Origin of the sequence: Pseudomonas fluorescens, assembly GCF_902497775.2 — a bacterium.
GTDB classification, from domain to species: domain Bacteria; phylum Pseudomonadota; class Gammaproteobacteria; order Pseudomonadales; family Pseudomonadaceae; genus Aquipseudomonas; species Aquipseudomonas putida_F.
In genome coordinates, this window is sequence record NZ_OZ024668.1 from 2,107,026 (window position 1) to 2,133,219 (window position 26,194).

The 26,194-nt window shown below is 63.5% G+C and carries 15 protein-coding genes; 4 read left to right on the forward strand and 11 right to left on the reverse strand.

What is annotated here, in order from left to right; all coding sequences use genetic code 11:
* Positions 1 to 9: 9 nt before the first annotated feature.
* Together F8N82_RS09545 and F8N82_RS09550 are read right to left on the reverse strand one after the other, a co-directional pair.
* Positions 10 to 2,235 carry an Ig-like domain-containing protein gene (locus F8N82_RS09545; protein WP_038995031.1) on the reverse strand — a complete coding sequence of 742 codons (2,226 nt, stop codon included), beginning with the start codon at positions 2,233 to 2,235 and terminating at the stop codon, positions 10 to 12.
* 35 nt (positions 2,236 to 2,270) lie between these two features.
* Entirely contained in the window at positions 2,271 to 3,617 is a 1,347-nt protein-coding gene (locus tag F8N82_RS09550; protein WP_038995032.1) for a hypothetical protein, read from the reverse strand.
* Between the two features lie 237 nt (positions 3,618 to 3,854).
* Here F8N82_RS09550 and F8N82_RS09555 point away from each other — a divergent pair, with 237 nt between their 5' ends.
* The 3 genes from F8N82_RS09555 (at position 3,855) to F8N82_RS09565 (ending at position 8,352) form a co-directional block, all read left to right on the forward strand.
* Complete coding sequence (locus tag F8N82_RS09555) at positions 3,855 to 5,333, forward strand: sensor histidine kinase (RefSeq protein WP_038995033.1); 1,479 nt, start codon at positions 3,855 to 3,857, stop codon at positions 5,331 to 5,333.
* A 132-nt stretch (positions 5,334 to 5,465) separates the two neighbouring features.
* On the forward strand, positions 5,466 to 6,950 hold the full coding sequence (locus tag F8N82_RS09560; RefSeq protein WP_371857305.1) for a sensor histidine kinase: 1,485 nt from the start codon (positions 5,466 to 5,468) through the stop codon (positions 6,948 to 6,950).
* On the forward strand, positions 6,925 to 8,352 hold the full coding sequence (locus F8N82_RS09565; RefSeq protein WP_150776892.1) for a sigma-54-dependent transcriptional regulator: 1,428 nt from the start codon (positions 6,925 to 6,927) through the stop codon (positions 8,350 to 8,352). Before F8N82_RS09560 ends, F8N82_RS09565 begins: the two co-directional genes overlap by 26 nt.
* 104 nt (positions 8,353 to 8,456) lie before the next feature.
* Here the strand turns inward: F8N82_RS09565 and F8N82_RS09570 are convergent, their stop codons facing one another.
* From F8N82_RS09570 to F8N82_RS09585, 4 genes are all read right to left on the reverse strand, one after another.
* The gene (locus tag F8N82_RS09570; RefSeq protein WP_038995036.1) at positions 8,457 to 8,759 is read right to left on the reverse strand and encodes a hypothetical protein; all 303 of its coding nucleotides are present in this window, start codon (positions 8,757 to 8,759) and stop codon (positions 8,457 to 8,459) included.
* Positions 8,760 to 8,839: 80 nt separating this feature from the next.
* Entirely contained in the window at positions 8,840 to 10,033 is a 1,194-nt protein-coding gene (locus tag F8N82_RS09575) for a hypothetical protein (protein WP_038995037.1), read from the reverse strand.
* An 87-nt stretch (positions 10,034 to 10,120) separates the two neighbouring features.
* Positions 10,121 to 10,588: a VOC family protein gene (locus F8N82_RS09580; protein ID WP_038995038.1), complete on the reverse strand. Its 468-nt coding sequence runs from the start codon at positions 10,586 to 10,588 to the stop codon at positions 10,121 to 10,123.
* 109 nt (positions 10,589 to 10,697) lie between these two features.
* Positions 10,698 to 12,317 (reverse strand): NADP-dependent glyceraldehyde-3-phosphate dehydrogenase, encoded by a 1,620-nt coding sequence (locus tag F8N82_RS09585; RefSeq protein ID WP_038995040.1) that lies wholly within the window; start codon positions 12,315 to 12,317, stop codon positions 10,698 to 10,700.
* A 139-nt stretch (positions 12,318 to 12,456) separates the two neighbouring features.
* Between F8N82_RS09585 and F8N82_RS09590 the strand changes: the two genes are divergently transcribed.
* Positions 12,457 to 14,700: a putative bifunctional diguanylate cyclase/phosphodiesterase gene (locus F8N82_RS09590; RefSeq protein ID WP_038995041.1), complete on the forward strand. Its 2,244-nt coding sequence runs from the start codon at positions 12,457 to 12,459 to the stop codon at positions 14,698 to 14,700.
* Here the strand turns inward: F8N82_RS09590 and F8N82_RS09595 are convergent.
* The 5 genes from F8N82_RS09595 to F8N82_RS09615 all read right to left on the reverse strand — a co-directional run bounded on the left by F8N82_RS09595 (position 14,687) and on the right by F8N82_RS09615 (position 26,192).
* Positions 14,687 to 19,033: a dermonecrotic toxin domain-containing protein gene (locus tag F8N82_RS09595; RefSeq protein ID WP_038995042.1), complete on the reverse strand. Its 4,347-nt coding sequence runs from the start codon at positions 19,031 to 19,033 to the stop codon at positions 14,687 to 14,689. The genes F8N82_RS09590 and F8N82_RS09595 overlap by 14 nt on opposite strands.
* Before the next feature lie 115 nt (positions 19,034 to 19,148).
* Positions 19,149 to 22,871, reverse strand: a complete 3,723-nt coding sequence (locus F8N82_RS09600; RefSeq protein ID WP_038995043.1) for a dermonecrotic toxin domain-containing protein — start codon at positions 22,869 to 22,871, stop codon at positions 19,149 to 19,151.
* 97 nt (positions 22,872 to 22,968) lie between these two features.
* Positions 22,969 to 24,131, reverse strand: a protein-coding gene (locus F8N82_RS09605; RefSeq protein WP_139138795.1) for an IS3 family transposase whose coding sequence is annotated in 2 segments (ribosomal slippage) — positions 22,969 to 23,876 and positions 23,876 to 24,131 — 1,164 coding nt in all. Because the reading frame shifts where the segments join, the coding sequence is not laid out codon by codon here.
* 122 nt (positions 24,132 to 24,253) lie between these two features.
* Positions 24,254 to 25,048 carry a ChbG/HpnK family deacetylase gene (locus F8N82_RS09610; RefSeq protein ID WP_038995044.1) on the reverse strand — a complete coding sequence of 265 codons (795 nt, stop codon included), beginning with the start codon at positions 25,046 to 25,048 and terminating at the stop codon, positions 24,254 to 24,256.
* Positions 25,020 to 26,192, reverse strand: a complete 1,173-nt coding sequence (locus F8N82_RS09615; protein WP_038995045.1) for a GNAT family N-acetyltransferase — start codon at positions 26,190 to 26,192, stop codon at positions 25,020 to 25,022. The genes F8N82_RS09610 and F8N82_RS09615 overlap by 29 nt, the downstream gene beginning before the upstream one ends.
* Positions 26,193 to 26,194: the final 2 nt, after the last annotated feature.

Consider the following 26,194-nt stretch of genomic DNA (forward strand, 5'->3'; position numbering starts at 1 on the left):
CTCCTTCGGTTACTGCACGGTGACCGGCACGGTGCGCACGGTACCCAGGCTGGTGGTGACGGTTGCCGTTGCCGGTGCGCTTGGGGCAACGGTATTGCTCACCGACAGCCGCCAGCGTCCGGTCAGTGGTACTGGGGTGGTGCCCAGGGTGACCAGGCCGGTTGGGGTGGTGACCTGCACGGTAACGGCGTTGAGCAGCACTGCGGAGGTCGTACCGGAGATGTCCCAGGTAAAGCGACCGCCGGCGCGTGCCGTGACGGTTGCGGCGGTGACGGTGAAGTTCTCTGCCGGCGGCCGTGGCGACACCTGTACCGTGACCGTGGCCGGGGCCGACAGGGCGCCTGCGCTGTCCCGGGCGATGTAGGTAAAGGTGGTGTTGAAGGCTGCCAGGATCACGGCCGGTGGGGTGTAGGTGACCTGGTTACCGTCGGTGCTGACCGTACCGCGGCCCAGCGCCGGCTGGGTGACGCTGGCGACTGCCAGTGGCACGTTGCCGTCCAGATCGCTGTCGTTGGCCAGCACGTTGATCGGCAAGGCCACGCCGAGGGTGCTGGCGGTGTCGTTGACCGCGGTTGGCGGCTGGTTGGCGGCGACGTTGACGATGACGTTGGTGACTGGCGATTTCAGCCCTTTGCTGTCCTGGGCACGGTAGGTGAAGGTGACCACCAGCGGCGCATTGACCACGGCCGGCGGGGTGTAGGTGACGGCCGTGGTGCCGTTGAGCACGACCGCGCCCTGGCCGTTGGCTGGCTGGGTGAGGTCGCTGATGCTCAGTGGCACGTCCTCGTCCGGGTCGCTGTCGTTGGTCAGCAGGTTCAGGCTCAGCGGCACGCCGACGCGGGTGCTGCCGGCATCGGCTTGCGCCACCGGTGCCTGGTTGGCGGCGTCGACCGGGGCATTGCCAACCACTACCACTGGTTCGCTGTCGCTGCCGCCGGCGGCGGATTTCACCGTGATGATCGCAGGTGGCTGGGCCAGGTCATTGACCGTCAGGGCTTGCAGCGTGCCGGACTTCGACAGCCGTCCGTAGCCCTGGGCCACCAGGTCGGGCACCTGCACTTCATCGCTGGAACTGGCCTCGATGCGCAGGCGCTTGTTGGCCCAGTCATAGCGGGCGGCAGTGACCTTGACCACATCGCTGAGCTTGCTCGACAGCGCCGTGGGGCGGGTGGCGCCGGTCGGGTCGGTGGCGGTCACGACGATCAGCGCAGGCGGTGCGGCGCTGCTCAGGTGGTGGGCGAAGAACAGGCCATTGTTGTCGGCCAGCAGGTTGAACTGGCAAGGCGAGGGCGGGGTGCCCGGTACCAGCGCCAGGGTGTCGCGCATGCACAGCGTGGCGTTGTTCGGCGCCTTGGCGAACACTTCGATGCGGGTGCCGGCCGCGGTGCGTCGGTAGCTGGCCCGCTGCAACTCGGCCGGGGTTTGCTTGCGCGGGTCGAGAACTTTGCCGGAGACGGTGAACAGGTTGGTCTGGATGGTCCCGGCCGGGCCCTGGATGCGCACGAAGTTGGTGTTGTTGGGGCTGCCGGTCACCGCTTCGGTGAGGTTCGGGTCGCCGATGTAGGTTTCGCTGGCGCCGGTATCCGGGTTGATCTCGGTGTAGGGGCCACCGACACCGCGCAGGAACGGCCCGACCGCGCCATTGAGCACGCCGCTGAAATCGCCCGGGGCGCCGATGCCGATGTCGCGGGTGATGTTGATGGCGCGGCGCCCGGCAGTGGTCACGCTGACCGTTTCGACGCCGTACGGGTGGGTGATCACATAAGTGCCGGTACGTGGCACCGAAGCGCGGATACGGATGCGGGCAAAACTCTGCTGGTCGCCGTCCACCGGGTTCTCGCTGGCAAAAGCCGCTTCGATGCCGGCGACATACACCTCCAGCTCATAGCCGCTGTTGCCCACCTCGGGGATTTCGGTTTCGGCCAGGAACCAGAACATCTCCGGTGGCCAGTTGTCGGGGAACACCAGGGGCAGGGTGTCGTCGTAGACGCCGGGTTCGGGCAACAGGGTGCACATGTAGTTCGGTGGCACCGAGGCCGCTACCCGCGAACTGGCTGCCCTGGACTGGCACAGCTCCAGCGACAGGTCGCCGTGGTCCTGGTACCACATCGGGTAACGCCCGGTGGCCAGGGTGTAGGGGCCGGAATCGACCGCCTTGAGGCCGGCCCAGGCAGTGCCGGCCAGCGAGAGGGAAAGCCCGGCTGCGCAGAGCGCCAGGCGTGGCCAGTTGTTCATGCTGCCTCCTGCTACGGGACGTGGCGTAAGAGTGTTCATGGCACGAGCACCACTTCTTCGCTGTCGCTACCGCCGTTGGCGCTGGTCACCGTGACCTTGGCTGGCGGAATCGGCGACAGGCCGGTGCTGAGGGTCTTGATTGCGCCATTGCCGCTCAGGGTGCCGATCGTGGCGCCGTTGCCGGTGCTGGCGCTGAGCACCGGTGGGCTGGTTTCGTCGCTGGTGCTGGCGACCAGGGTCAATTGCCCGGAGGCCAGGCTGTACTCGGCGCGCTCGATCACCACCAGGTCGGTCAGCGGCAGGGTCCGGGTGGTGGGGGTGCTGCTGGGGATCGCCAGTTGGTTGTCGGCGGTTACCTGCAGGTTCAGCGGCAGCGATGGGTTGAGCACCGACTGGGCGTACCAGGCGCCGGTGGTGTTGGCCTCGGTGAGGTTGAGGTTGGGCGTCTGGCTGATCAGGGTGGCCGTCGCCGGTGGCGGCGGGGCCTGCACGAACACGTCTTGCTGGGCGCGCAGGTCGCCGTTCTCGCTGTGGCGCGAGTAGGTGCTGCGTTGGGCGATCACCGGGGTCGGGCGGACCACGGTCGAGAGCTTGCCCGAGACCGAGAACAACTCGGTGCGCAGGTCCAGGCCGTTGGGCCCTTCGATACGCACGAAGTTGGTGTTGAACGGGCTGCCGGTGACCGCTTCCTCAAGGTTCGGGTCGCCGATAAAGCGTTCGCTGGCGCCGGTGGCCGGGTTGGTTTCGGTGTAGGGGCCGCCCGCACCACGCAGGAACGGGCCGACATCACCCTTGAGGGCACCCATGTAGGTTTTCGGCGAGCCGATGCCGATGTCGCGGGTCATGTTGATCGCCCGCCGCCCGGCTGCCGGTACATCGAAGACTTCAACGCCGTAGGGGTGGGTGACGATGTAGGTGCCGGCGCTGGGCACATCGACGCGGATGCGCACCCGGGCGAAGCTGACCTGGTCACCGTCGACCACTTCTTCGGCGGCGAAGGCTGCCTCGATGGCGGTGCCGTAGCTCAGGTCGATGCCACGGGCGGCATCGACGATCGCCGCATCGGCGGTGAACCAGAACGTTTCGTCCGGGTAGTTGCTCGGGAAGCTGATCGGCTGGGTGTCGTCGAACACCCCCGGTGCCGGCAGCAGCGTACACATGTACGACGGTGCGCCGGGGGCGCCAGGCACCCGCGAGCTGACCGCTTTGCTCAGGCACAGATCAAGGACCCGGCCATGGGTGTCCTGGTACCAGGCGGCGAAGCCACCGGTGGCTGGCAGGTAAGGGCCGGGATCTACTTCGAACAGGGCGGCCTGAGCCGGTGCCTGGATAATGCTCGCCAGGATCAGCAGAGCCAGTGGGTGGGGCGTTGGACGGTGCATGAGTCTTCCCTCTTGCAATCGGGCCCATGGACTTGGGTCGTCTGCACAGGCATCGGCAACATCCGTACCAACACTGCGCGAGCCACTGCTGGCAAGGGCTGCCGGGTAAAAACGCGAGGTAGGCGGCAACTTCGGCGCGGGGCTTGGGCCCCAGGGTTGGGGTCAAGTGGGGGCAGCCTGCTGGGGAATTCCCCGCGCTGGGCTATAACCTAAGGAGCGTTCATTCGGGAGTCAGTGATGAGCAGCCAGCCACGCCTCGATTCGCCTGCATTAGCCGTTGCCGCCACGGCACCGGCAGCCGCGCGCAAGCCGTTCGACCTGCTGCGCTGGTATGCCTTCGTCAGCCTGGCGATCATTCTTTCGGTAGCAGTGGGCCTGGGGCTGATTTCCAGCCGCTTCGTCATCAACGAAAGCGTCGAACGCGACGCCTTGCTCACCGCCCAGTTCATCCAGGCGATTGCCTCGGCTGAAGTGCGCAGTGTGGCCATCCCCAATGTGCGGACCATGGGCGATCTGCTCGACCCACGCCAGGACCAGGCGCTTGCCGACGTCAGCCCCGAAGCCAGGCGTGCTGCGCGGGGTGAGTTTCTTGACCATATTGCGCATTTGCCAGACATGCTCCTGGCCAATATCTATGCGCCTGACCGCATGGTGATCTGGTCGACCAACCCGGCCCTGGTGGGCAAGATGATCGAGTCCGACGATGACCTCGACCAGGCGTTTCTTTACAAGCGGCGGGTGTCGGCCAGCTATCACGATGTCGATCAGGCCCGCAGCGAACAGAAATTCATCACCCCGCCCGAGCAGCTGTTCATCGAGAACTACATCCCGCTGTTCGACGCCGACGGTGAAAATGTCACGGCCATGGTCGAGATCTACAAAGAGCCCCACGACCTGATCGTGCGTATCGAGCGTGGCCTACTGCTGATCTGGTTGGCGATTGCCCTGGGCGCCGGGGTGGTCTACCTCGGCCTGTTCTGGATCATGCACCGCGCCGCCCGGCAGTTGGCCATCCAGCAAAAGCAGCTGATCAGCAATGAAACTTTTGTCGCCCTGGGCGAGATGTCTTCGGCTGTCGCCCACAGCCTGCGCAACCCCTTGGCCAGCATCCGCTCCAGCGCCGAGCTGGCCCAGGAAATCGAAGAAGGCCCGGCGCAGAAGAACATCGGCGATATCATCAGCCAGGTCGACCGCATGTCGCATTGGGTGCGCCAGTTGCTGCAATCACTGCGGCCCCTCAATGATGCGGCCGAGCCTGTGGAGTTGCTGCGAATACTGCAGGACAGCCTGCAGGCATTCGAACCACAACTACGCCGTCAAGGGGTCAAGGTGCAGGTCGATAGCGTGCCGGCGGTGCAGGTGTTCAGCCAACCGGTACTGCTTGGGCAGATCTTCAACAGCCTGATCGCCAATGGCCTGGAAGCCATGCCCGAGGGCGGCACGTTGCGCATCGAGCCGGTACGGCACAACCGCAAAAGCTTGATCCTGCGCCTGTGCGATACCGGCAAGGGCATGAGCGACCAACAGCAGCGCATGGCCTTCAAACCGTTCTACACCACCAAGCAAGGCGGCCTTGGGGTTGGCCTGGTGCTGGTCAGACGGATCATGGAGTGTTTTGGCGGCACGGTGCGCCTGAGCAGCCGTGAAGGCAAGGGCACTTGCGTGCAACTGAGTTTCCGGCTGGCCAGGGCAGCCGCAGCCCGTGAACGGCGCTGATACTGGCGTTCAGGTATGGCGAAATACTATCACTGCAACTTCGCTCATTAGTATTGATGTCAGGCGCCACGGATGGCCTGAGCTATACCTGTGAAGAAAAAAAGCATCCCGGAAGGAAACCATCCGATGCAGATGCTCAACCGTCAGTTGGCCGATGAGGGCCAGGATTCCCCGGCTGCACAACACCAACCGGCGCGTCAGTTCAACCTGCTGCGCTGGTTCTCCGTGGTCAGCCTGTTGATCATCGCCTCGGTGGCCGCGGGCCTTGGCTATGTGTCGACGCGGTTTGTCGTCAATGACAGCGTCGAGCGCGACGCCATGCTCACCGCCCAGTTCATCCAGGCCATGGCCCAGGCCGAAGTGCGCCATTCGCGCATTCCTCCGGGCACGACCATGGCCGAACTGCTCGACCCGCGCCAGGACAGTCAGCACAGCCAGGTCAGCGCGACAGTGGCGGCCGCGACCCGCACCGAGTTCCTCGACCATGTCGATAGCCTGCCCGATACGCTGTTGACCAATGTCTACGCCCTGGACCGGACCATCGTCTGGTCGACCAACCCGGAATTGATCGGGAAGAAGATCGAGGGGGACGTGGACCTGGACGAGTCGTTCGGGTCGAAGGTGCCGGTGTCGGCCAGCTACCACCAGGCCGATGAAGAACGCGAAGAGCAGAAATTCCAGCGTGAGCCCGAGTACCTGTTCATCGAGAACTACCTGCCGATGTTCGACGCCTCCGGCACCCAGGTGTTGTCGATGGTCGAAATCTACAAGGAGCCCCATGACCTGGTGCGGCGGATCCAGCGCGGCTACGTGCTCATCTGGACCTCGACCATCCTCGGCGGCGCGCTGATCTACTTCGGCCTGTTCTGGATCGTGCGCCGTGCCGCGCGCATGCTACGCACCCAGCAAATCCAATTGGTGGCCAGCGAGACCTTTGCCGCCCTGGGCGAGATGTCCTCGGCGGTGGCCCATAGCCTGCGCAACCCGCTGGCCAACATCCGTTCCAGCGCGGAACTGGCCCAGGACATCGCCAGCGTTGCGGCGCAGAAGAACATTGGCGACATCATCAGCCAGGTTGACCGTATGTCGCGCTGGGTGCGTGATTTGCTGGTGTCGTTGCGGCCGATGAATGACGATGCCGAAGCGGTGGAGCTGGTGGCAGCCATCGACGACACCCGCCATGCTTTCGCCCAGCAGCTGGATCGCAACAAGGTCCAGGTGCAGATCGACACACCGGCGCGGGCCTGGGTGGTCAGTCAACCGGTGCTGCTGACGCAGATCCTCAACAGCCTGTTCGCCAATGCCCTTGAGGCCATGCCCACGGGCGGGCGCCTGGATGTCGCAGTACAGCCGCTGGAGGACCGTCGGCAACTGCAACTGACCCTGAGCGACACCGGCAAGGGCATGAGCCAGCAGCAGGAACGCATGGTCTTCAAGCCGTTTTTCACGACCAAACAGGGCGGCCTGGGTGTCGGCCTGGTACTGGTCAAGCGGATCATGGAACGGTTTGGCGGCTCGGTGAGCCTGACCAGCCGCGAAGAGGAAGGAACCCGTGTCTGCCTGATTTTCAATATTGCAGCGGGAGGGGACCATGGGGCAGAGCATCCTGGTAGTTGAGGATGATGAAATCCTCGCCGAGAACATCCAGACGTATCTTGAGCGCAAAGACTTTGAGGTAACCGTCTGCCACAGCGCTGAAGAGGCGCTGGAACAGCTTTCGCGCTGCCAGCCCGATGCGGTGCTGACCGACAACTCGCTGCCGGGCATGAACGGCCACGAGTTGCTCAAGGCCTTGGCCCTGCGCGCGCCGGAGCTCAAGGTGATCATGATGACCGGCTACGGTAACGTCGAAGACGCCGTGCTGGCGATGAAGGAGGGCGCCTTCCATTACCTGACCAAGCCGGTGGTGCTGGCCGAGCTCAAGCTGATGCTGGAGAAAGCCCTGGCCACCGAGCGCATGGAGCGCACCCTGTCGTTCTATCAGGAGCGCGAGGCGCAAAAATCCGGCGGCCAGGCGCTGATCGGCGAATCACCGGCCATGCTCGGCCTCAAGCACACCATCCGCCAGTTGCTCGATGCCGAGCAGCGCATGTCCAGTGGCGACCTGCCGCCGGTGCTGGTCGAAGGCGAGACCGGTACGGGTAAGGAGCTGGTGGCCCGCGCCCTGCATTTTGACGGGGTGCGCAGCAAGGGGCCGTTTATCGAATTCAACTGCGCGTCTATCCCGGCCAATCTGCTGGAAGCTGAACTGTTCGGCCATGAGAAGGGCGCCTTTACCGACGCCAAGGACCGCCGGGTTGGCCTGGTTGAAGCCGCGGACGGCGGCACCTTGTTCCTCGACGAGATCGGCGAAATGGACCTGCTGTTGCAGGCCAAGCTGCTCAAACTCCTGGAAGACCGCACCATTCGCCGTATTGGCGCGGTGAAAGAGCGCAAGGTCGACCTGCGCATCATCAGCGCGACCAACTGCAACCTTGAGCAGATGGTCCAGCAGGGCAAGTTTCGCCGGGACCTGTTTTTCCGCCTGCGTATCATCTCGATCAAGGTGCCCAGGCTGTATGCCCGTGGTGAAGACATCCTGCTGCTGGCCCGGCATTTTCTTGCCCAGCATGGCAAACGCTATGGCAAGCCGAACCTGCGTTTGAGCGATGAGGCCGAAGAGTTGATGCTCAATTACAGCTGGCCGGGCAACGTGCGCGAATTGCGTAACATGCTTGAGCAGACGGTATTGCTGGCGCCCCAGGACGTGATCGCCCCGCACCAGCTCAATGTGTGCATGAGCCTGGTCGATGAGCCCCTGGAAATGCCGGCGCCTGCGCTGCATGAGGCTTACGTTAATGGCGACGCCCTGGCCTCGGCGAGCCTGCCGGAAGTGGAGCGGGACATGGTGCGCAAGATGCTCGACCGTACTGACTGGAACGTCACCAAATCGGCGCGGTTGCTGGGCTTGAGCCGCGACATGTTGCGCTACCGGATCGAAAAGCTCGGCCTGACCCGGCCTGACAAGCGCCAGTGGTAGAGGTCCTGTGGGGGCTGGCTTGGCGGCGTGTTGTCTGGATTGCGACCGCTGCGCGCTCGATCGCGGGGCCATGCCTGGATCACTTCGCGCTCAATCACAGCGGCCTAGTAGTTGCCAGCACCGCCTTCACTGTCTCCCCCTTTTTCCGACCCGGTGCCATCCTTCGGCTCGCGCCGGCTGCCATCGCTCTCACTACCACCCTGGCGCCCGGCATCATTGCCCTGGGTGCGCGGATCGGTACCGCTGGGCAGCGGTGTATCGGTGGGGTTGATGCCGGTGTTGACGCCCGGCAATGGTGTAGTCGGGGTGGTATCCGGGTTGGGATTGGTCGGGCCGGTGCCGGCAGCTACGGCCTGGGTGCCAACTAGCGCGGCGAACAGCAGAGCGGTGAGGGCGCTACGGGTCATGGTCAAACTCCTTTTCTGGGCAGGTGTCAGCCGTTAGGCCCAGCCACCCCTCGAAGGTGCGACGCACTCGACCAACGGCGCTACTCGCGCCCGCGCATGAAGAACCCGGCAACATACTTGCGGAAGGTATCCAGGCTCTTGAAGTCGGCATAGCGCTTGAACGTCTCGCCCTCAGGTTCCGGCCCCAACGGCTGGTCGGTCAGCGATACCGACAGCACCCGGTCCTGATCGGAGCTCAGTACCAGTGCATCCGTGCCCTGACCACCGAGCACCGGCCGGCGCAAGAGCACCTTGACGCCTTTGCTGGCCATCCAGTCGATCAGCGAGATGAGCATCTTCAACGGTTCGCGCTCTTCATCGCGGTACACCGGAAACAACTGCCCGCGGGACAGCACCGGTACGCTGGCGACATGAATCAGCTCATAAAAGTGACTGCCGGCACTGGCCGGCGAGTAGATCGCCAGGGCCAGCAACGGCCCCGGGGTCTTGCTGCCGCCCCAGAGCAGGTGGTGGCCCTGGAAGTCGAAGCCGTCTTCACTGCGCTCGTTGAACACCTTGCGCGCCTTGATCTGGCTGACGCAATCGAGCAGCAAACCATGCCGACGGTGGTTGCCAAACGCTGTGGACTCACGCAAACGCGCCTTGAGCATCATCATGTGCTTCATGTCCAGGCGGGTTTCCAGGTAGTTGCTGGCCGGCACCCGCTCGATCAGCGGATAGCGGTTGGCGACGCCGCGCAGTTCGGCAAACTGCCCGGTGAGGTCCTTTTTCAGGTGAGTGGCGTAGACGTTCAGGCCACTGGCCTCGATCAGGGTCAGCAGCAGTGACAGCAAACGGTGCTGTTCGCGCTTGTCGCCAGTGCCTGCGGACTCCCCCGCGCCTTCATTGGCACGCTTGAAATCGCCGATCAGGCGCAACGGTGCATCGGGCGCGAGCCACGCCGCTGGTGGCGAGTCGTTGTCGCTGTCGCGGCTGCCACTTTCACGCTCATCCTTGATAAACGCACAGTCTGGCGCGTGCTCGGCGGTGCCGGGGTTGTTCTTGAGGAACAGCGTGCCGGTGTTCCCGTTGAGGTTGACGTTGAGCACCGGCATCGCCCTGGGCTGGCAATCGCAGGCCAGCCAATGGCCGGCGGCGCGGACTTTCATCAGCAACTGATTGGCCTGCAGCAGGCGTGGGCCTTCCAGGCCGCCCTGGACAAAACCACGCAGCAGCTCGTCTTCAGCAGGGGTGAGGGTGCGCACCAGCGCGGCGTTTTTTTCGATGATTCGCATGGACAATCCTGGCCAGCCTTCCTGTGCCTGCCACCTTAATGCAAAGCCCGGCTGGCGAATATGCCCGCCAGCCGAGCCAGGCGCTGCTTACTGGCCGCCAAACAGCTTGGCGGCGCGGGCGCGGATCTCTTCCACGCTGAGGTCTTCCTTATGAGTGGAGACGAACCAGAGGTTGCCGAACGGGTCTTTCAGGGTGCCGCTGCGGTCGCCGTAGAACTGGTCTTGCACGGCGCTGACCTGGGTAGCCCCGGCCTCGATTGCCTGGGCATAGCGCGCATCGACATCCTCGACATACAGGTGCAGGCCGATGGCGGCGCCCCCCAGCGACTGGCTGCTGGTCAACCCACCCGCCTGGTCGCAGGGGTCGGCAAGCATGATCGAGGAGTCGCCGATCTTGAGCTCGGCGTGGCCGACGCGCCCGTCAGGGCCGTCAAGGCGGAACATCTCGACCGCGCCGAAGGCCTTTTTGTAGAAGTCGATGGCCTTGGCGGCATCCTTGATGCCCAGGTAGGGGGTAATGCTGTGTTGTCCTTCGGGGATTGGTTTGACTGCCATTTTATTGATCCTCCTTTAAAGCGCCGCAGGGTGAATGGCGCGAACCTGTATGTTTATACAGTTTCGCCCATTCGGCAAATCAAAATTCGCGGCACTGGACAGAAGGTTGTCAGAAAATGTAATCAGTGGTCAGGAAGCTCGACTCGCGGTTACGGATGATGTCGCTGATCAGCTGCTTGTTGCTCTCCTGGAACTTGGTTGCCACCAGGGTGCGAATCGAGAACACCCGCAGGGCATCGTGGACCGACAGGGTGCCCTCGGCGGAATTTTTGCGCCCGTTGAACGGGTAGGTGTCCGGGCCGCGCTGGCACTGGGCATTGAGGTTGATACGGCCGACCTGGTTGGCGAAGGTATCGACCAGGCGACCGACCTCGGCCGGGTTGGTGCCGAAGATGCTCAACTGCTGACCGAAGTCGGAATCAAGCACGTAGTCGATCACCGTCTGCAGGTCGCGATAGGGCACCACCGGCACCACCGGGCCGAACTGCTCCTCCTGGTACACGCGCATCTGCGCATTCACCGGGTACAGCAGGGCGGGGTAGAAGAACGAGCCACGGCTGGCGCCACCGCCTTCGTTGATGACCCGGGCGCCTTTGTCGACTGCATCGGCCACCAGACCGTTGAGGTAATCGATCTTGCCCGCTTCCGGCAGCGGCGTCAGGGCCACGCCGGGCTCCCAAGGCATGCCCGGCTTGAGCGCGGCCAGCTTGCGCTGGAACTTGTCGAGAAAGCTGTCGACCACATCCTCATGCACGAAGAGGATCTTCAGCGCCGTGCAGCGCTGGCCATTGAACGACAGGGCGCCGGTCACCGACTCGTTGACGGCGTTGTCCAGATCAACCTCCGGCAGCACGATCCCCGGGTTCTTGGCATCCAGGCCCAGGGCGGCGCGCAGGCGGTGCGGGCGCGGGTGGAGCTTTTTCAGGTCGCTGGCGGCCTTGTTGGTGCCGATGAAGGCGAACACGTCGATCTTGCCGCTGGCCATCAGCGCGCTGACGGTCTCGCGGCCACGGCCATAGATGACGTTGATCACCCCGGCCGGGAAGCTGTCGCGAAACGCTTCGAGCAACGGCCGAATCAGCAGCACGCCGAACTTGGCCGGCTTGAACACCACGGTGTTGCCCATGATCAGCGCCGGGATCAGGGTGGTGAAGGTTTCGTTCAGCGGATAGTTGTAAGGGCCCATGCACAGGGCAACGCCCAGCGGCGCGCGACGGATCTGGCCGAGGGTGTCCTGTTCCAGCTCGAAGCGGCTGGAGCGCCGGTCGAGCGCCTTGAGTGCGCCGATGGTGTCGACGATGTAGTCGCAGGTGCGGTCGAATTCCTTCTCGGAGTCCTTGAGGTTCTTGCCGATTTCCCACATCAGCAGCTTGACCACCGCCTCGCGCTGTTCGCGCATCTTGCCCAGGAAGGTTTCGACATGCTGGATGCGCTCGGCCACGCGCATGGTTGGCCAGGCGCCGCGGCCCTTGTCGTAGGCGTGCACGGCGGCGTCCAGGGCGGTGAGGGCGGTGTCGGCGTCGAGCAGCGGGGTGCTGCCCAGCGTCACCTGGTGCTCTTCATTGCCTTGCTTGAGCCACACCGGGCTGCGCACCGTGGCCAGCGGCCCGTCCCAGCGCTGCAACTGGCCGTTGACCAGGTACTCGCGTTGCACCAGCGGTTCACCCAGGCGATACGCCTCGGGGATCTCGTTGGCGGTGGGAAACAGCGAATCGAGCAGACGGTTCATGGGCGCAGCACCTCTTTTTGTGTAATGGCTGAAACGTTTCAGTCAGAGCATAACGCCAAGGCGCTAAAAAAAGCCAGTCGCCCTCAACATTGCGCCAAGCACGCCGATAAAACATTAATCCGATGTGAATAACGGACCTATGAGCACAAGAACCCTGGCCCTTGATGACAATCTGCCCCTGCCGAAGAACCTGCGCACCACCCTCAACCGCCTGCTGCCGGTAGGCTTTGCCCTGATCGGTATCGGCCTGTCGGTGGTACTGGGCCAACTGGACGTACAGCGCCAGGAGAGCGAACTGGTGGCCAATGCCAGCGCACGCTTGTCGGGCGTGCGCACGGCGCTGGAGGCGCAACTGCGTTCGGCCTTCGGCGAAACCGAGGGTATCGCCCAGTTGCTCAGCGCCGATGGCGAGATCAGCCCCGAGCACTTTCATGACATGGCCCGCCAGGCCATCGCCTCGGTGCCACACATCCGCCATATTTCCCTGGCACCCGGCGATGTGATTGCCGACGTCTACCCGATCCACGGCAACCAGAGCATCGTCGGTGTCGATTACCGCCACCTGCCCGACCAGTACCCGATGCTCCAACGTGCCCGCGATCACTATAGCCCGGTGCTGGCAGGGCCGGTGCAGCTGTACCAGGGCGGGCGCGGGCTGATCTACCGGCGGCCGGTGTTCCTCAAGGGCCGCAAAGGCGTGAAACTGTACTGGGGCAATGTGTCGATTGTCGCCGACATCGACCGCTTGCTCAGTACCGCCGGCCTCGACCTGGACCCGGGTTTTGAACTGGCGCTGCGTGGCGCCAATGGTCAGGGTTCGGTCGGGAGCATGATCTGGGGCGACCCGAAACTGTTTGAAGAGCACGCGGTAACCGTCAATGTCGACGTGCCGGGCGGGCTCTGGCAACTGGCCGCAAGCCCCTTGGGCGGCTGGCCGTCCATGAGCTTGTTCGCCTCGCCGTTGTTCCTGTTCGCCCTGACCTGCACGGGGTTGTTCAGCATCTTCGTCGCCCAACTCAACCGCAGCAACCGCCTGATCAACCTGCGTAACCTGGAACTCAAGCAATCCCAGGCGCAGCTCGAACGCTTGGCCCATTACGACGCAATTACCGGCTTGCCTAACCGTCTGCTGTTTCATCAGCAGTTGCTGGACGTCATCAGCAAGGGTGAACGCCTTGCCGTGCTGGTGCTCGACATCGACGGCTTCAAGCAGGTCAACGACAGCCTTGGCCACGCCATGGGCGACCTGCTGTTGCAGCAGGCCACCGCGCGCTTTGTGCAGATCATCGAAGACCCGGATTGCGTCTGCCGCCTGGGCGGCGACGAGTTTGCCTTCATGCTCAAAGGCCCGGACAGTGACAGCCTTGAGCGGGTGCAGAGGCTCCTGCAAGCCCTGCAGCACCCCTTTGATCTGAAGGGTAATGCCGCGCTGGTCACCGGCAGTATCGGCCTGGCCTGGTGCCCGGAGCACGGCCAGGGCAGCGACCGCCTGCTGCGCCACGCCGACACGGCGATGTACGCGGCCAAAGAGAGCGGGCGCAATGCCTGGCGCCTCTACCACCCGGACATGACCCTGCGCCTGCAGCAGCGCCTGTGCCTGGAGCGCAACCTGCGCCGGGCCTTGCACAACAACGAATTCGAGCTCTGGTACCAGCCCAAGGTCGACCTGTTCAGTGGCCGCGTCGAAGGCGCCGAAGCCTTGCTGCGCTGGCGCGATCCGGAACACGGGCTGGTATCACCGGCAGACTTCATCCCCCTGGCCGAGCAGACCGGGCTGATCATCCCCCTGGGGGAAAAGGTCCTTGACCTTGCCTGCGCGCAGATCGCCGCTTGGCGCGCCGCCGAGTGCCTGCCCGGGCCAGTGGCGATCAACGTCGCCGCCCTGCAGATCGAGCGCAGCGATTATGTCGCCAGCCTGACCCGGGCGCTCAAGCGCTTCGACCTGCCACCGAACCTGCTGGAAGTGGAAATCACCGAAAGCCTGCTGATGGAAAGCCAGCAGCACGCCTGCGCGATACTGGCGCAGTTGCAGCAGATGGGCATTGCCACGGCGGTGGATGACTTCGGCACCGGCTACTCGTCGCTGGCTTACCTGAAGATGCTGCCGATCGATCACCTGAAGATCGACCGCGCCTTTATCAAGGACTTGCCTCAGGACGATGACGGTGTGGCGATTACCCGGGCGATCATTGACCTGGGCCATGCCCTGGGCTTCAAGATCACCGCCGAGGGCATCGAAACCCGTGAGCAGTACGAGTTCTTGCGCAATGCCGGTTGCGATCAGGGCCAGGGCTATGTGATCGGCCGGCCGATGCCGGCCGATCAGTTCGAGCGTTGGCTGGGCGAGTCACGCACCCGCCTGCTGGCGGTCACTCTTCGTTGAGGCTGTCGCGGTAGAACAGGCGGGTCAGTTCACGCATCACCCGCTCGACCTCGTGTTGGTGACGGCGGCGCACCGCTTGTTGCTCCCGCCCAAGCGCGTCAGGATCGGTGATTTCCTCCCCAACCGCCTGCAATCGCTGGCTGAGCTCGTCATCCAGGTCGGCAAACTGTTCCGCAAAATGGCTTTGCAGTTGGGTAACCCAGTCTTGATTGACAAAGTCATGTTGCTCATCGCGCTCAAACAGCGCCTGCAGGCCACTGTCGCTATCAGGGTTGAGCGCCACCATCCGCTCATGCAGCTGCTCGGGCCAGTCGGGGGGCAGGTTTTGCAGGTCGGACTCGATGGCGTTGAGCCTGAGGCGATCACCAGGCAACGGGGTGTCGGTCATGACCATTTGCGGATCAAAGGCCAACTGGCGCAATGTCCAGTGGTAGAGCACCTGGCAACGCAAGCGACGCAGTGGCTGCTGCTGCGCCAGTGCTGGGATCTGGTTATCGACTTGCGCATGCAAGACCTGGCGGTACATGCGCTGGAGTGCCGTGTGCAACACCCGGGTGCTGCGTGCCTGCAAACCTGGCGTCTGGGTCGCCAGCAGCGTTTGTACCTGGTCGGCCAACAGCAGGATTCGCGTGCCGCCACTGTGTTCGCTGAGCACCTCATTGCTGTGCGGTTGAGCCTCGATCACCTCCAGCACCTGCCAGAGCATGCGCCGTGTGGTATCTGGCGCAGCCAGGTAGGGGGTACTGCTGTAGAGATCGCGCAAGCCGCGTACGAACGTCAAGCGCGCGGGCGTCTGCAGGCGCTCCCACAGTTGCAGTTGCGAGTCACTGGCCTGGTTCAGCAGTTCGGCATAGGCACTTTGTGACACCTGCATGTCGACACGATGATCGGCGAAATACCGGCGGATGTGTCGCCGCGTAGCGAGATCCAGGGGATTGTTCTCCAGCTGCAGCGCATGGCCAACAGCCCGCGGCGGGTCAAAGTCGAGCGGTAGCCGGGCCAAGCGGTTGCCCGACAGGTCAATGAGCACCGGTGCCCGCAGGCTGTCGATGCCCGGCGGCAGCTCTTCCAGCGTGCAACTACTCAACGTCACCCTGCGTAAATCGGGCAGGCCACTGACATCCGGGGCCTGGGCCAGGGCATTGCCGTCCAGGTGCAGGTGTTGCAGGCGGGGGTAGGCCGCCAAGGCGTTCTGATCGTCGGCAGACCAATCAATTTCATTCAGCGTCAGGTCCAGCGAGCGCAACTGGTTGCTCAAGCCGCTGGGCACTCGGGTCAACTCGCAGTCGCGTGCAGACAGGCTGCGCAACTGCGGCAAGTACCGCATGAACTGGCTGGGTAGATGACTCAGCGGATTATTGTCGATGCTCAGCTCCTGCACATGCTCGAACGGATTGCCCTGCAGAACGGGAAAACTTTCCAGGTCGATTTGCGCCAGGGCCAGGTCGTCGAAGTCGAGGACGAAAACCGATTGCCCAGCGGCTGACTGCAGCGCGCCCCTACGCCGCCACACGTTGAGCAGGCGGGTGGTGACCTCCAGCCGCTGACTGAGATTGCGTGCCCAGATCTGCAGGCTCAGGCGCAGCTGGAGGAACTGCTGTTCCAGGCGCAGGAGAACCACGAAGGGCGAGGTGCCTGCGGCACGCCAGGCTTGCAGGGCCGCCTGTGCCTGGCTATCGCTGGATTCGGGATAGAGCGCGCGGTAACGAGTCACCCCTATCGACGACGCGTGCGTCGGAGCAATACGCGGTGGCAGCGGGGCGCCGCCTGAAAGCCCGATCGCTTCGTTCCAGTCAGGGCTGTACGACCACAGCCACTGGTTAAGGCTGTTCTGGTTGTTTTCACTCAGGCGCCGCACGTTGTGGCCCAGCAGCGTGCCGTCATCCTGCTCAAGCCGCATCTGCTCGCGCTCAGCCCTGGGGATGGCACTGAGTATCGCCTGGTAGCGGTTAGGGGTCGCCGGCGCGAGGGGGGCGCCGCCACGGAAGGCCTGGTAGGTTGCTGCGACCTTGACGATGAGTGCCCGCTCGGCCGCCGTCGATGGGCCGAAGTAGGCGATGCGCGGGCCGTGCAGGTGACCTGCGCGCAACTCCAGGCGAAAGTCGGTTGGCCAGTCGTGCAGGCGTTTGAGGCAGGCAAACACCAGGCGCTCGCAGTCGTCGTTGGCCAGCCTGGGCTCATACAGCCCTTCCAGCGCCCGTGCCAGGGTCAATTGCTCAGGCCGCACGCCCGCGGGTGGGCCCTGATAATGCTCGCTGAACAGTTGTGGGAACGATGCTTGTGGCTGGCGCTGCAGCGCCTCGTTGCCGAGCTTGGCCGCGTGCAAGCGGCGCAGGCTGTCGAGCAGCAAGGCAGGCGCCGCTTGCTGCTCCAGGTGAAGGCGGCGCAGGCTGTCTTCAGTGGTACCGCTGATCCATGCGGCCTGGCTCAATTGCTCATCGCTGAAGGCCTCGACCGGCTGGCCAAGACGGCGCAGCAAGGTCGCTCGTGACCACTGCAACGGCTGTTCGTGCACGTGCCGCCAGGCGCCCTCGTTGTTATGCAGCAGCGGCGGTTGATAGGCGTGTGGCTTACTGGGGGCGATGATCCGCCATTGACCGGAGTGCGCGTCCAACCGATGTTCGAACAGATTACCGGCCATGCGCACATAGTGTTTGTTGTCATGCAGATACTGGCCCTGAGCGTTACTCTCAAGGCGCTCGGGCAACTCAACGTGGCTGCGGTAGGCAGTGATGTCGGGGCTCCACAGGCGCTGGCTGCCATCGCCACGTTGCACCTGGACCAGCGAATCCATCAAGCGCCGGTCAATCACTCTGTTGCCCGCGCTGATCAGATGTCCGCCGGCCGCCAGGCCTGCGCTCAACGCGAGGTTGACGCCGATCGATTGCAGCTGGGCCAGCGCCGTATCGATATCGCCGTGAGACCAGGCGTCAAAACCTTCGTAGGCGCTTTCAAGCAGCTGTACGGCGAATACCGCCATCATCACCTGGCCCAGACCCGGTACGAAAAACGCCGCCACATTGAGAAAGTTCAAGCCATTGTCCCAAACCGCTTCAAGCATCGCGGTGCGGGCATTTTCGTCAGCATCGGCGGTGGGTACCGCGAGAAAGCGCGCTTCATTTTTCAGGCGCTGGACATGGGCCGTTTGCAGGTGACTGAACAGCTCGGTAGCGATCAGTTGGCGCAGCAGGTACAGGCTGCTGCCGGCTGCAACCGGCCAATCAGCGTCAGCCGCCGCTTGCGGTGCGAGGTTGCGTTTGAGCACGGCGAAAAAATGCGTGCGTTGTTGCAGCGGTACGAAGCGTGCGAAAAAGCGCCGGAACTCGGCGTTGCACAAGCGTTGCCTGAGGTGGTTTTGCAAGGCCTGGGCCGAGGTGAATTCGCACAGTGCCCCGTCCCGCGCCCCCGGTAGCCAGGCCACCAGCGGGCCGCTATAGACGAGTGCCAGGGTCGGCGGTGCCTGGCTGAATATTTTCTGCCAGGCGGGTCTCCAGGGCCGCAGCAGCACCCCGGGGACCTGCGTTTTTCCGGTGTTCAGTGTGCTTTCAGTGCTGGCGTCGGAAGGGGCCAGTACAACAATATCGTGCAGGGGCACGCCGAACATTTTCAAACTCCAGCGGTGCAGGGGGAATCCCCCCGCGCGGGTCGGCGCTTGCGGGGCAAACAGGTTGCTTACCCAACGGGTTCCGGCAGCACTGATACGCTGGTGCAGTTGCGCCAGTTGAAGGTCGACGCGCAGTTGCTGACGGTTGAGTTCAACCGCGCGTTGCTCGATCTGTTGCGCGGTGGTACCGGTTTCGAAAATATCGCGCAGATGCTGTTGATAGCGTTGGCCCAGATCCAGCGTCCGGCACGCTTGGGCAAAGCGTTGGGGCGGGATTGACAGGCGCTTGTTGTCTGCATCGCGCAAGGCGCTGGGGGCATCGAACGAGACGCTGCTGAAGTTCTGCAGCGCCGCTTGCAGCAGGCTGTGGGGTAGCTCTTCGACAGAGCGGTTGGTCACCGGCCCGTTGTAGCGCAGTGTCACCCGGTGGAGCGTAGTGCGCTCAACGTCCAGGTCGGTGTGCACTACCTGATGCAGATGCGCCTTGAGTAGCGGCTGGCTGAAGGCGACAAGGCCTTTGAGGTCTTTTAACAGGTGGTGCAGATCGTTGCGCAGGTATTTCAAGCGTGCCTGGGCGTTCTGCAGGGGCAGGTCCTGTTGCTCGATAGCGACCGGTCGCAGGCTATGGCGCAGGTCTTGCCAGTGCCCGGGCGTCAGGTGCAAGGCCCAAAGTGGCAATTGTTGGGTAAGAAAATGGTCGTGGGGGTTGTCGCTGGTTTGGCTGGGCATCGGTCAGTACCTGTGGGTTGAAACCCATAGCTGATCCGCCCAGGCCCGGTGCAAGGTGGTACATAAGTGTTAATGACCGGCCCGTGCCGTAGTGCAGGCCGGTCAAGCCCGAACGTTAGCCGATGACCCTCACCTGCAGGGTCAGCAAATCACTCGCAGGGCGGCCTAAGGCCACCATGCGAAACATATTGTCGGTGCCCAGCCGGCCCAGTTGTTGAGCGAAACGCTCTCGGAAAATGTCCGGGTGTGTGTCAAACAGAGTGGTGTCGTACAGGCTGCGCAAGTCACGCCGATACGTCAGCGGTAGTTGTTCCCATATCTGCAAGTGCCAGGCCGTCAGCCCCTGCAGCAGTTCGTCGTAGTCACTGTGGGCAACCAGCAAATCCACGCCTTCACGCTGGTAGTAGGCGTCGATCTGGTCCAGTACCTCCTGGCTCAGGTATTCGCTTTCCAGGCACATAGCCTGGGCGCTATCGAAGGGCAACATCAGTTCCTCGGGCAGGTGAGTGAACTGGTTGCTGGAGAGGTCGAGCAAAAAGGGCTCTTGCATTATCTGAAGGCCCACCGGCAGCCGTGTCAGGCTGGTATTCGACATGTCCAGGCCTACGAGTTCGGTAAGCGTGCTCACGTCAGGGGCTTCGATCAGCGGATTGTCAGCCAGGCTCAGGGCGTGCAACTGGGTGTGTTGGTTGAGGCGCTGCTGTTGCTGGGCATCCCAGGTTATGCGGTTTTCCTCAAGGTCCAGCGACAACAAACGCTCGGGATAGGGCACCTGGGGAATGTGATTGAATCGGTTGCCACGCAGAGAAAGGCGCTGCAGTTGCGGTAGCTGTTGCAGCCAGGACGGTGGCAGCTGGGTCAGATGGTGGTTGTCTTCCAGTGACAGCTCTTGCACATGCTCAAAGCCACCGGGCAATTGCAGGCTGGCCAGGTCCTGGTCCTGCAGATCGAGCAGGTCCAGCTCAAGGGTATGGATCCAGGTGTCGTCATCTAGCCGGCGAATTGAAACCCGTTGCCAACTGCGGGTGAAGATCTCGATAGCGTCACGCCTTGAAGGGTGATTACCAGCCCATAGCTGCAGGTCGCGTTGCAGCGTGTCGTACTGCTGTTCCAAGGCCTGTACCTGGGTGTCGGGGTTGAGTAAATTGTCATGCCAGCGGGTAAACTGCACTTGCGTTTCATCATCGCTGCTAGCGGGAAACAGGCGCCGATAGCGAAGGTTGAGGGCAGCTCGCACTTCCCCCTGGGGATAGTCGCGCAAACGTTCAAAACCGCCGCGCAAACGCCCTTGCTCAGGCCAACCGGTGGTGCGTGCAGACCACAGCCAGCGCGGGACCTCGCTGCGCTGTTCGCTGGCCAGGGCCAGGAGCTTGGCGTTGAGCTGCCCGGACTCACCGCCCGGGTACATGGCCATGCGCTGGGCAGCAGGCAGGGCATCGTGGATTGCCTGTACCAGGTCAGTCGAATGCTCGGCGTCAGTGCTGCGGTAGCCGTCGGCCCTGCGCACCAGTGACAACCGTTGTGCGGCCTGGGGCGTGCCGGCACGGGCCAGCAGTGGCCCTTCGCTACTACCCCCGCGCAGCTCCATACGCAGCGCCGGCGACCAGCCCGGCAAGCGTTCAAGGCAGGCAAATATCAACCGCTGGCTGTCGCTGTTGGCCAGTTGCGGCAAGTGCAGGCCTTCAAAGGCGCGCACCAGCGGCAGATCCTGGTTGACCTGGGCCGCCTGCTGAAGCAACCGCGCCGGCGGCGCTTGCTGCACTTGCCAGGCGGGTGCCTGGCTATCGATCAGGCGCCGCGCCAGTGGCCGGGTCAGGCGTGGAAAACGGCGCAGCAGCAGGTTGACCCGTTCATCGGCGGCCATCGGCGCATCATAGACCGTGTCAAACGCCTCGATACCCCGGCCTGTGCCCCGCACCTGACGCCAGGCCTGCAAGCGCTCCAGGGTATCGCCCAGCAGCGGTGGCGTTGGCTCGTTGTGCACCTGCATGCGCCGCAATTCGCCAGCCGAGGTGGCGCTGATCAACCGTGCCTGTTCCAGCTCGGCATCGTCCAGGCCCTCGGTCATCGGCCCGAGGCGCCGCAACAGCCGCGGTGTGCTCCAGGTCAGTGGCTGCTCATGGGCCAGGCGCCAACTGCCCTGGCCGTTGTGTTCAAGCACCGGCTGATAGGCGCTGGCGTCTGCGGGATGGACCAGCCGCCATTGCCCCTCGGTCGGGTCGAAGCGCTGTTCGAACACCGCGCCATCAAGCTTGAGGTAATGCCTGGCGCCCTCGACATATTGCCCGAGGGCATTGGCCGCGGTGTCTTCGCCCAGCCCATGGGGCGAGCGATAGGCATCCAGCTGCGGGCGCCACAGGCGGGTGTTGCCATCGGCGCGGCGCACTGGCACCAGCCTCTCCATCACCGTGCTGTTGAACAGTTTGGGCAGCACCTTGCCGGCCACTCCCAGGCCGACGATCACGCCGACATTCAGCGCCACCGACTCCAGGTGAGCCAGGGCGGTATCGACATCGCCTTGCTGCCAGGCCTGGGCGCCTTCGATCACCTCATCGAGTAGCTGCCAGGCCACCACTGCCATCATCGCTTCGCCCAACCCCGGGACAAAAAACGCAGCCGCATTGAGAAACGTCAGCGCGGCGTTGTTCCAGGTATCGCGCAGTTGCTGCTGGCGCTGGGCATCGATATCGGCTGTCGGCACCGCCAGTTGCAGCGCTTGCTGGCGCGCGCGCGCGGTGTACTGTTGCCAGAGCCAGGTGAACGGCTCGCCGTCGATTGCCAGGGTGTCCAGGTGCAACTGGGCGCCGTCCTGCAAGGTCCAATCGCGGTTGACGTCGTTGTCACCGTCGGCCAGGTGGTATTGCAACAGGTGCAGCACATGGGCCTGTTGGTCGTGGGGCACAAAGCCGAGGAAAAACCGCCGGAACCCGGCCTGGCACAAGCGCGTTTTGAGCTGCCTGGCAAGGCTGTGCAGGCTATCGTATTCATACAGAGGCAACCGGCTGTCACCTGGTATCCAGGCGGTTACCCGGTGTCCGGGCTGGCCGAACAGCAGCACGTCGTGCAGGGCAATGCCGAACAGCGTCACCTGGCGGGCCGGCAATAACGGGTCGGGGCCGTCCGCCAGGGCCAGCAAGCGCCCCTGCAGCGGCGCATCGATTCGCAAGAGCCAGCGCGCCAGCTCTACGTCGGCGCGCAGCCGTGCCTGTGTCGCGGCGATCCACAAGCGCCTGGTGGCCGGGGTGAACTGCGCGTTCAAATGCGTCTGGTAGGCGTGGCCCAGGTCCAGCGTGCGGCACAGCGTGGCGAAGTCGGCTGGCGTCAATGGCAGCAGCTGCGTGGGCGATGGAGCCTGCCCGGGCGTCAATCTGCGCAGCAGGGCACTGGGCTGATCGAACGCCTGGTCGGGAAGAAAATTGTGCAACGCCGCCTGCAACAGGCTGATGGGTTTGCGGCGGGTTTGCAGATCCCAGGCCCAGGGTACCTGCAGCGACCTATACTCCAGCAACTGCGCCTGGCGCACATCGAGGCTGAGGTTGTGTACCTGTTGCAAGCGTGACTGTAGCAACGGCTCGGCAAAGGCCATGACACCCTTGAAGTCTTTCAAGGCGATGGCCAGCGCCCGCTGGGCCTGGCGCAAGGCCGCCTGGCTGGCCAGAATCGCCGCGCCCTGCGCCGAGGCGGTAAACAGGTCGGGGTCGACACCAGCCAGCGCGATGGGCAACTGCAGGCTTTGGCGCAGGCGTTGCCAGTCTTCCTGGCTGAGGTGCTGCGCCCAGCGCGGCAGTTGTTGTTCGACAAAGGCGTGGTGCGGGTTAGGAGAGTCGAGGAGGCTCATTGGCGGTTTCCTGTGATGGGTGAGGGCACAGGAAAGGCCGGATGTGGGCGGGTAGGGTGGTAAATATTGCTAGGCGGGCTGGTGACCAGTGTAGTGGTCAACTAATCCCGGACACTGCGTTAAGTTTCTCCTCGGCCACAGCGGGCGCCAGCCCGCGGTTAAATTGATGTGGCCGTTGCCAGTTGTAGCGCTGCATCAAAAACCGACCAATATCCTGCTGTGCCAGCGAAGCACTCATGTAGCCTACGGTTGGCACCCATTCTGTTTTCAGACTGCGAAACAACCTTTCCATCGGCGCATTGTCGTGGCAGTTTCCGCGCCGACTCATGCTCTGTGTGAAGCGATAACGCCACAGTCGCTGGCGGAAGCTTCGGCTGCCGTATTGGCTGCCTTGATCGCTGTGAAACAGCACACTCTGTGGCCGACCACGCTGTTCATAGGCCATGTCCAAGGCCTTGATCACCAAGTCGGCATCGGGCTTCGATGAAAACGCCCAGCCCACCACGCGGCGGGCGAACAGATCAATCACAGCCGCCAAATAGTGCCAGCGACCTTGAGCCCAGACATACGTGATGTCACCACACCAGACCTCATTGGGTGCCGATACGCTGAACGCTCGATCCAGCACGTTCGGAATATCCGGCCGCTCGACCGTCGCCTTTTTGTAGGCATGTGAGCCGGGTTGCTTGCTGATCAACTTCATTTCGCTCATCAGCTTGCGCACCTTGAAACGCCCGATTTCTATGCCGTCCTCGCGCATCATGAACATGATGCTTCGACTGCCTGCGGCACTGCGGCTTTGGGTGAACAATTCGTTTACACGGCTGCGTAAAACCAGCCGCTCAACGTCGGGAGTTCGACGTTTTCGACAGTGTGCGTAGTAGCAAGATCGGGTGACTTCAAATACCGAGCACAACAGATCAACAGGCTCCTCAGAACGGAGTTGATCGATTAACGCGAACGCTCGTGTTCCTCGGCCATCAAGAGCGCGGTGGCCTTTTTTAATATAGATTTTTCCCGTTCCAGCCGATTGATCCGAGCTTCCAGCTCCTGGATTTTTTGCTGCTCGGGCGTGAGCGCCTTACTGGTCGGAGTGACACCGCCTCGTTCTTGCTGGAGCTGGTTGACCCAGCGGCGCAGGGCAGACTCAACCAACCCTAGTGAGCGAGCTGCTTCGATATGGCTGTAGCCCTGATCGAGCACCAGGCTGGCGGCTTCTCGCTTGAACTCGGGCGTAAAGGTACGGCGTTGCTTGGTCATCAGACACCTCTCTGTGGCGAGCATTCTCGCCTAAATGGGTGTCCGGAATCATTAGACCACTACACAAAGTGGCTGCATGAGCGAGAGTTCACATGAGCAGGAGCCCGTGAAATAGTTGGTAATCAAGAGATCGGCGCATCTAGAGTCTGACGCCCCTGCCCAACCGCCCCATACCCCACCCTAGGCACCCCCGCCAAGCTTAACTCCACCAACGCCTTCAACGACTCCCCACTCCCCAAATACGCATCCCCAAAATCATACCCCCCCAACGCACTCGGGTGCGCCACCACCTCCAGCAACCCATCCGCCGGCGCCAACCCCGCGCGTAAATCGGCAGGCGTACACACATAATCCGCCGTCGCCCCCGCCAACTGCTTCAAGCGCCTATTAAGCAACGTCTTGTACACCCGTTTCAGCGGCCCGATGTTATGCCCAAGGTTGCGCGCCAACCTCACCGCCACGCCCTCACGCGCTGCAAACCTGGCGACGATTACGCCAATGGGCCAGATGTTGTGCACATGCTGGTGCGAGTCCAGGTGGCTGGGCATCAGGCCCTGGTTCAGGCAGTGTTGCCACTGCGCCTGCAGTTCCTGCTCAACGGCGTCGCGCTCGGCGCGGCTCAGGCGCAGGGTGCGTTGCTTGAGGCGCAGGTCGAATTCGCCGTTGGGCGCGCAGAAGCGTGGCTGCTGGCGAATGGCCTGGCTCAACGGCCGGCCATAGGTGAGGTTGAAGTGCAGGCCGATGCAGCCCTTGAGCGCCGGTTGCTGGGCCAGGGCGCAGGCGGCGGCGAAGGCGGGCATGTTGGCCATGGCCGTGGCCGAGCTGATCAACCCGGCCTGGAAAGCATGCAGGATGACCGCGTTGGTGTGGGCGCTGAGGCCGAAGTCGTCAGCGTTGACTATGACCTGTGAGGGCATCCGGGTTCTCCTGTGGCGAAACGGGCTCGGCCGCCGGGGCCGAGGGTCGGTGGCGCAGGCGTTGAAGCTGTGGTTTGAAGCGTTGCCACAGGCGCAAAGCCAAGCCCAGGGCCAGGCCGCTGGGGCGCCAGCTGTAGAAGCTTTGACGCTGGTGCTCAAGGGCGCCGCTCATGCGTTCGTGCAACTGGTGGCTGGAGTTGTTCAGGCTCACCCGCGAGGCATCGACCCATTCCCAGCCGTCGTCCAGGCCCCAGTGAACCCACTCCTCGAGCAGCACGCGGCCACTGCCCAGGCCCGCGTAGGCGGGGACGAAGGCGAGGTTGTAGTCGTACACCCTCCCGCGCTCGAACACGCCCAGGCGGTAGCTGATGCAGCGCCCGTCGAGCTCCAGCAGGACCATGCGCACCAAACCCTGGGCCGCCAGCGCGGTGAAGGCCTGGTACATCCATTGGCGGCGCTTTCGGCCAGAGAAGATGCCGACGTCGTCGTCGCCTTTCCAGCTGACGTCCTCGACGGCGCTGATGGCGTCGAGCAGTTCGCTGATGTTGCCGACATCGGGAATCACCCGGCGTACCTGGGCGCCGCAGGCGGCAATGCGTTTGCGCGCGCGGCGCAGTTTGTAGCGTGGGTCGCCGCTGATTTCCTGACGGTCTTCAGGGACGATGCGGTGCACCGGCACCCGGCAGTTCAGGCGTTGCTCATAGGTGGAGCTGCGCCGCGCCCAACGCTGCAGTAGCTTGTGAACGCTGGAGCCTGCAGGGACTTCATCGAGTTGCAGCAGGGCGTGGGGCAAGTGCGTGCGGATCGCCCGCAACACCTGCCCGGCCGCCTTGGCGGGCACATCACACAGCAGGGCGATGCGGTCACTGAGCGGATAGCCCAGGTGGCGCACCACTTGCACTGTCAGCGGGCCAAAGCGCTCGTTGCCGCGAATCAGCGGCAGGCACAGGCACAGCCGGCCCTGATCGCGGCCGACCAGTACCTGCAATTGTTGCCCGGCCGCCAGCGCCGCCTCGGCGGCACGCAGCCAGCCCAGGTGGTTGAACGGCGTGCTGTCGGCCAGGTGCTGGCGCAGTTGCTCGTACTCGGCGGCGGGGAACTGCGCCGCCGCCAATGACGGGTACCACTGCAGGTCAAGGCTCATAG

Bases quoted from the DNA above. Each gene is read 5' to 3' on its own strand.
- F8N82_RS09600 (WP_038995043.1), bottom strand. From the start codon at position 22,871: ATGAGCCTCCTCGACTCTCCTAACCCGCACCACGCCTTTGTCGAACAA.
- F8N82_RS09610 (WP_038995044.1), bottom strand. From the start codon at position 25,048: ATGCCCTCACAGGTCATAGTCAACGCTGACGACTTCGGCCTCAGCGCC.
- F8N82_RS09615 (WP_038995045.1), bottom strand. From the start codon at position 26,192: ATGAGCCTTGACCTGCAGTGGTACCCGTCATTGGCGGCGGCGCAGTTC.
- F8N82_RS09560 (WP_371857305.1), top strand. From the start codon at position 5,466: ATGCTCAACCGTCAGTTGGCCGATGAGGGCCAGGATTCCCCGGCTGCA.
- F8N82_RS09565 (WP_150776892.1), top strand. From the start codon at position 6,925: ATGGGGCAGAGCATCCTGGTAGTTGAGGATGATGAAATCCTCGCCGAG.
- F8N82_RS09575 (WP_038995037.1), bottom strand. From the start codon at position 10,033: ATGCGAATCATCGAAAAAAACGCCGCGCTGGTGCGCACCCTCACCCCT.
- F8N82_RS09545 (WP_038995031.1), bottom strand. From the start codon at position 2,235: ATGAACAACTGGCCACGCCTGGCGCTCTGCGCAGCCGGGCTTTCCCTC.
- F8N82_RS09585 (WP_038995040.1), bottom strand. From the start codon at position 12,317: ATGAACCGTCTGCTCGATTCGCTGTTTCCCACCGCCAACGAGATCCCC.
- F8N82_RS09570 (WP_038995036.1), bottom strand. From the start codon at position 8,759: ATGACCCGTAGCGCCCTCACCGCTCTGCTGTTCGCCGCGCTAGTTGGC.
- F8N82_RS09580 (WP_038995038.1), bottom strand. From the start codon at position 10,588: ATGGCAGTCAAACCAATCCCCGAAGGACAACACAGCATTACCCCCTAC.
- F8N82_RS09590 (WP_038995041.1), top strand. From the start codon at position 12,457: ATGAGCACAAGAACCCTGGCCCTTGATGACAATCTGCCCCTGCCGAAG.
- F8N82_RS09595 (WP_038995042.1), bottom strand. From the start codon at position 19,033: ATGCCCAGCCAAACCAGCGACAACCCCCACGACCATTTTCTTACCCAA.
- F8N82_RS09550 (WP_038995032.1), bottom strand. From the start codon at position 3,617: ATGCACCGTCCAACGCCCCACCCACTGGCTCTGCTGATCCTGGCGAGC.
- F8N82_RS09555 (WP_038995033.1), top strand. From the start codon at position 3,855: ATGAGCAGCCAGCCACGCCTCGATTCGCCTGCATTAGCCGTTGCCGCC.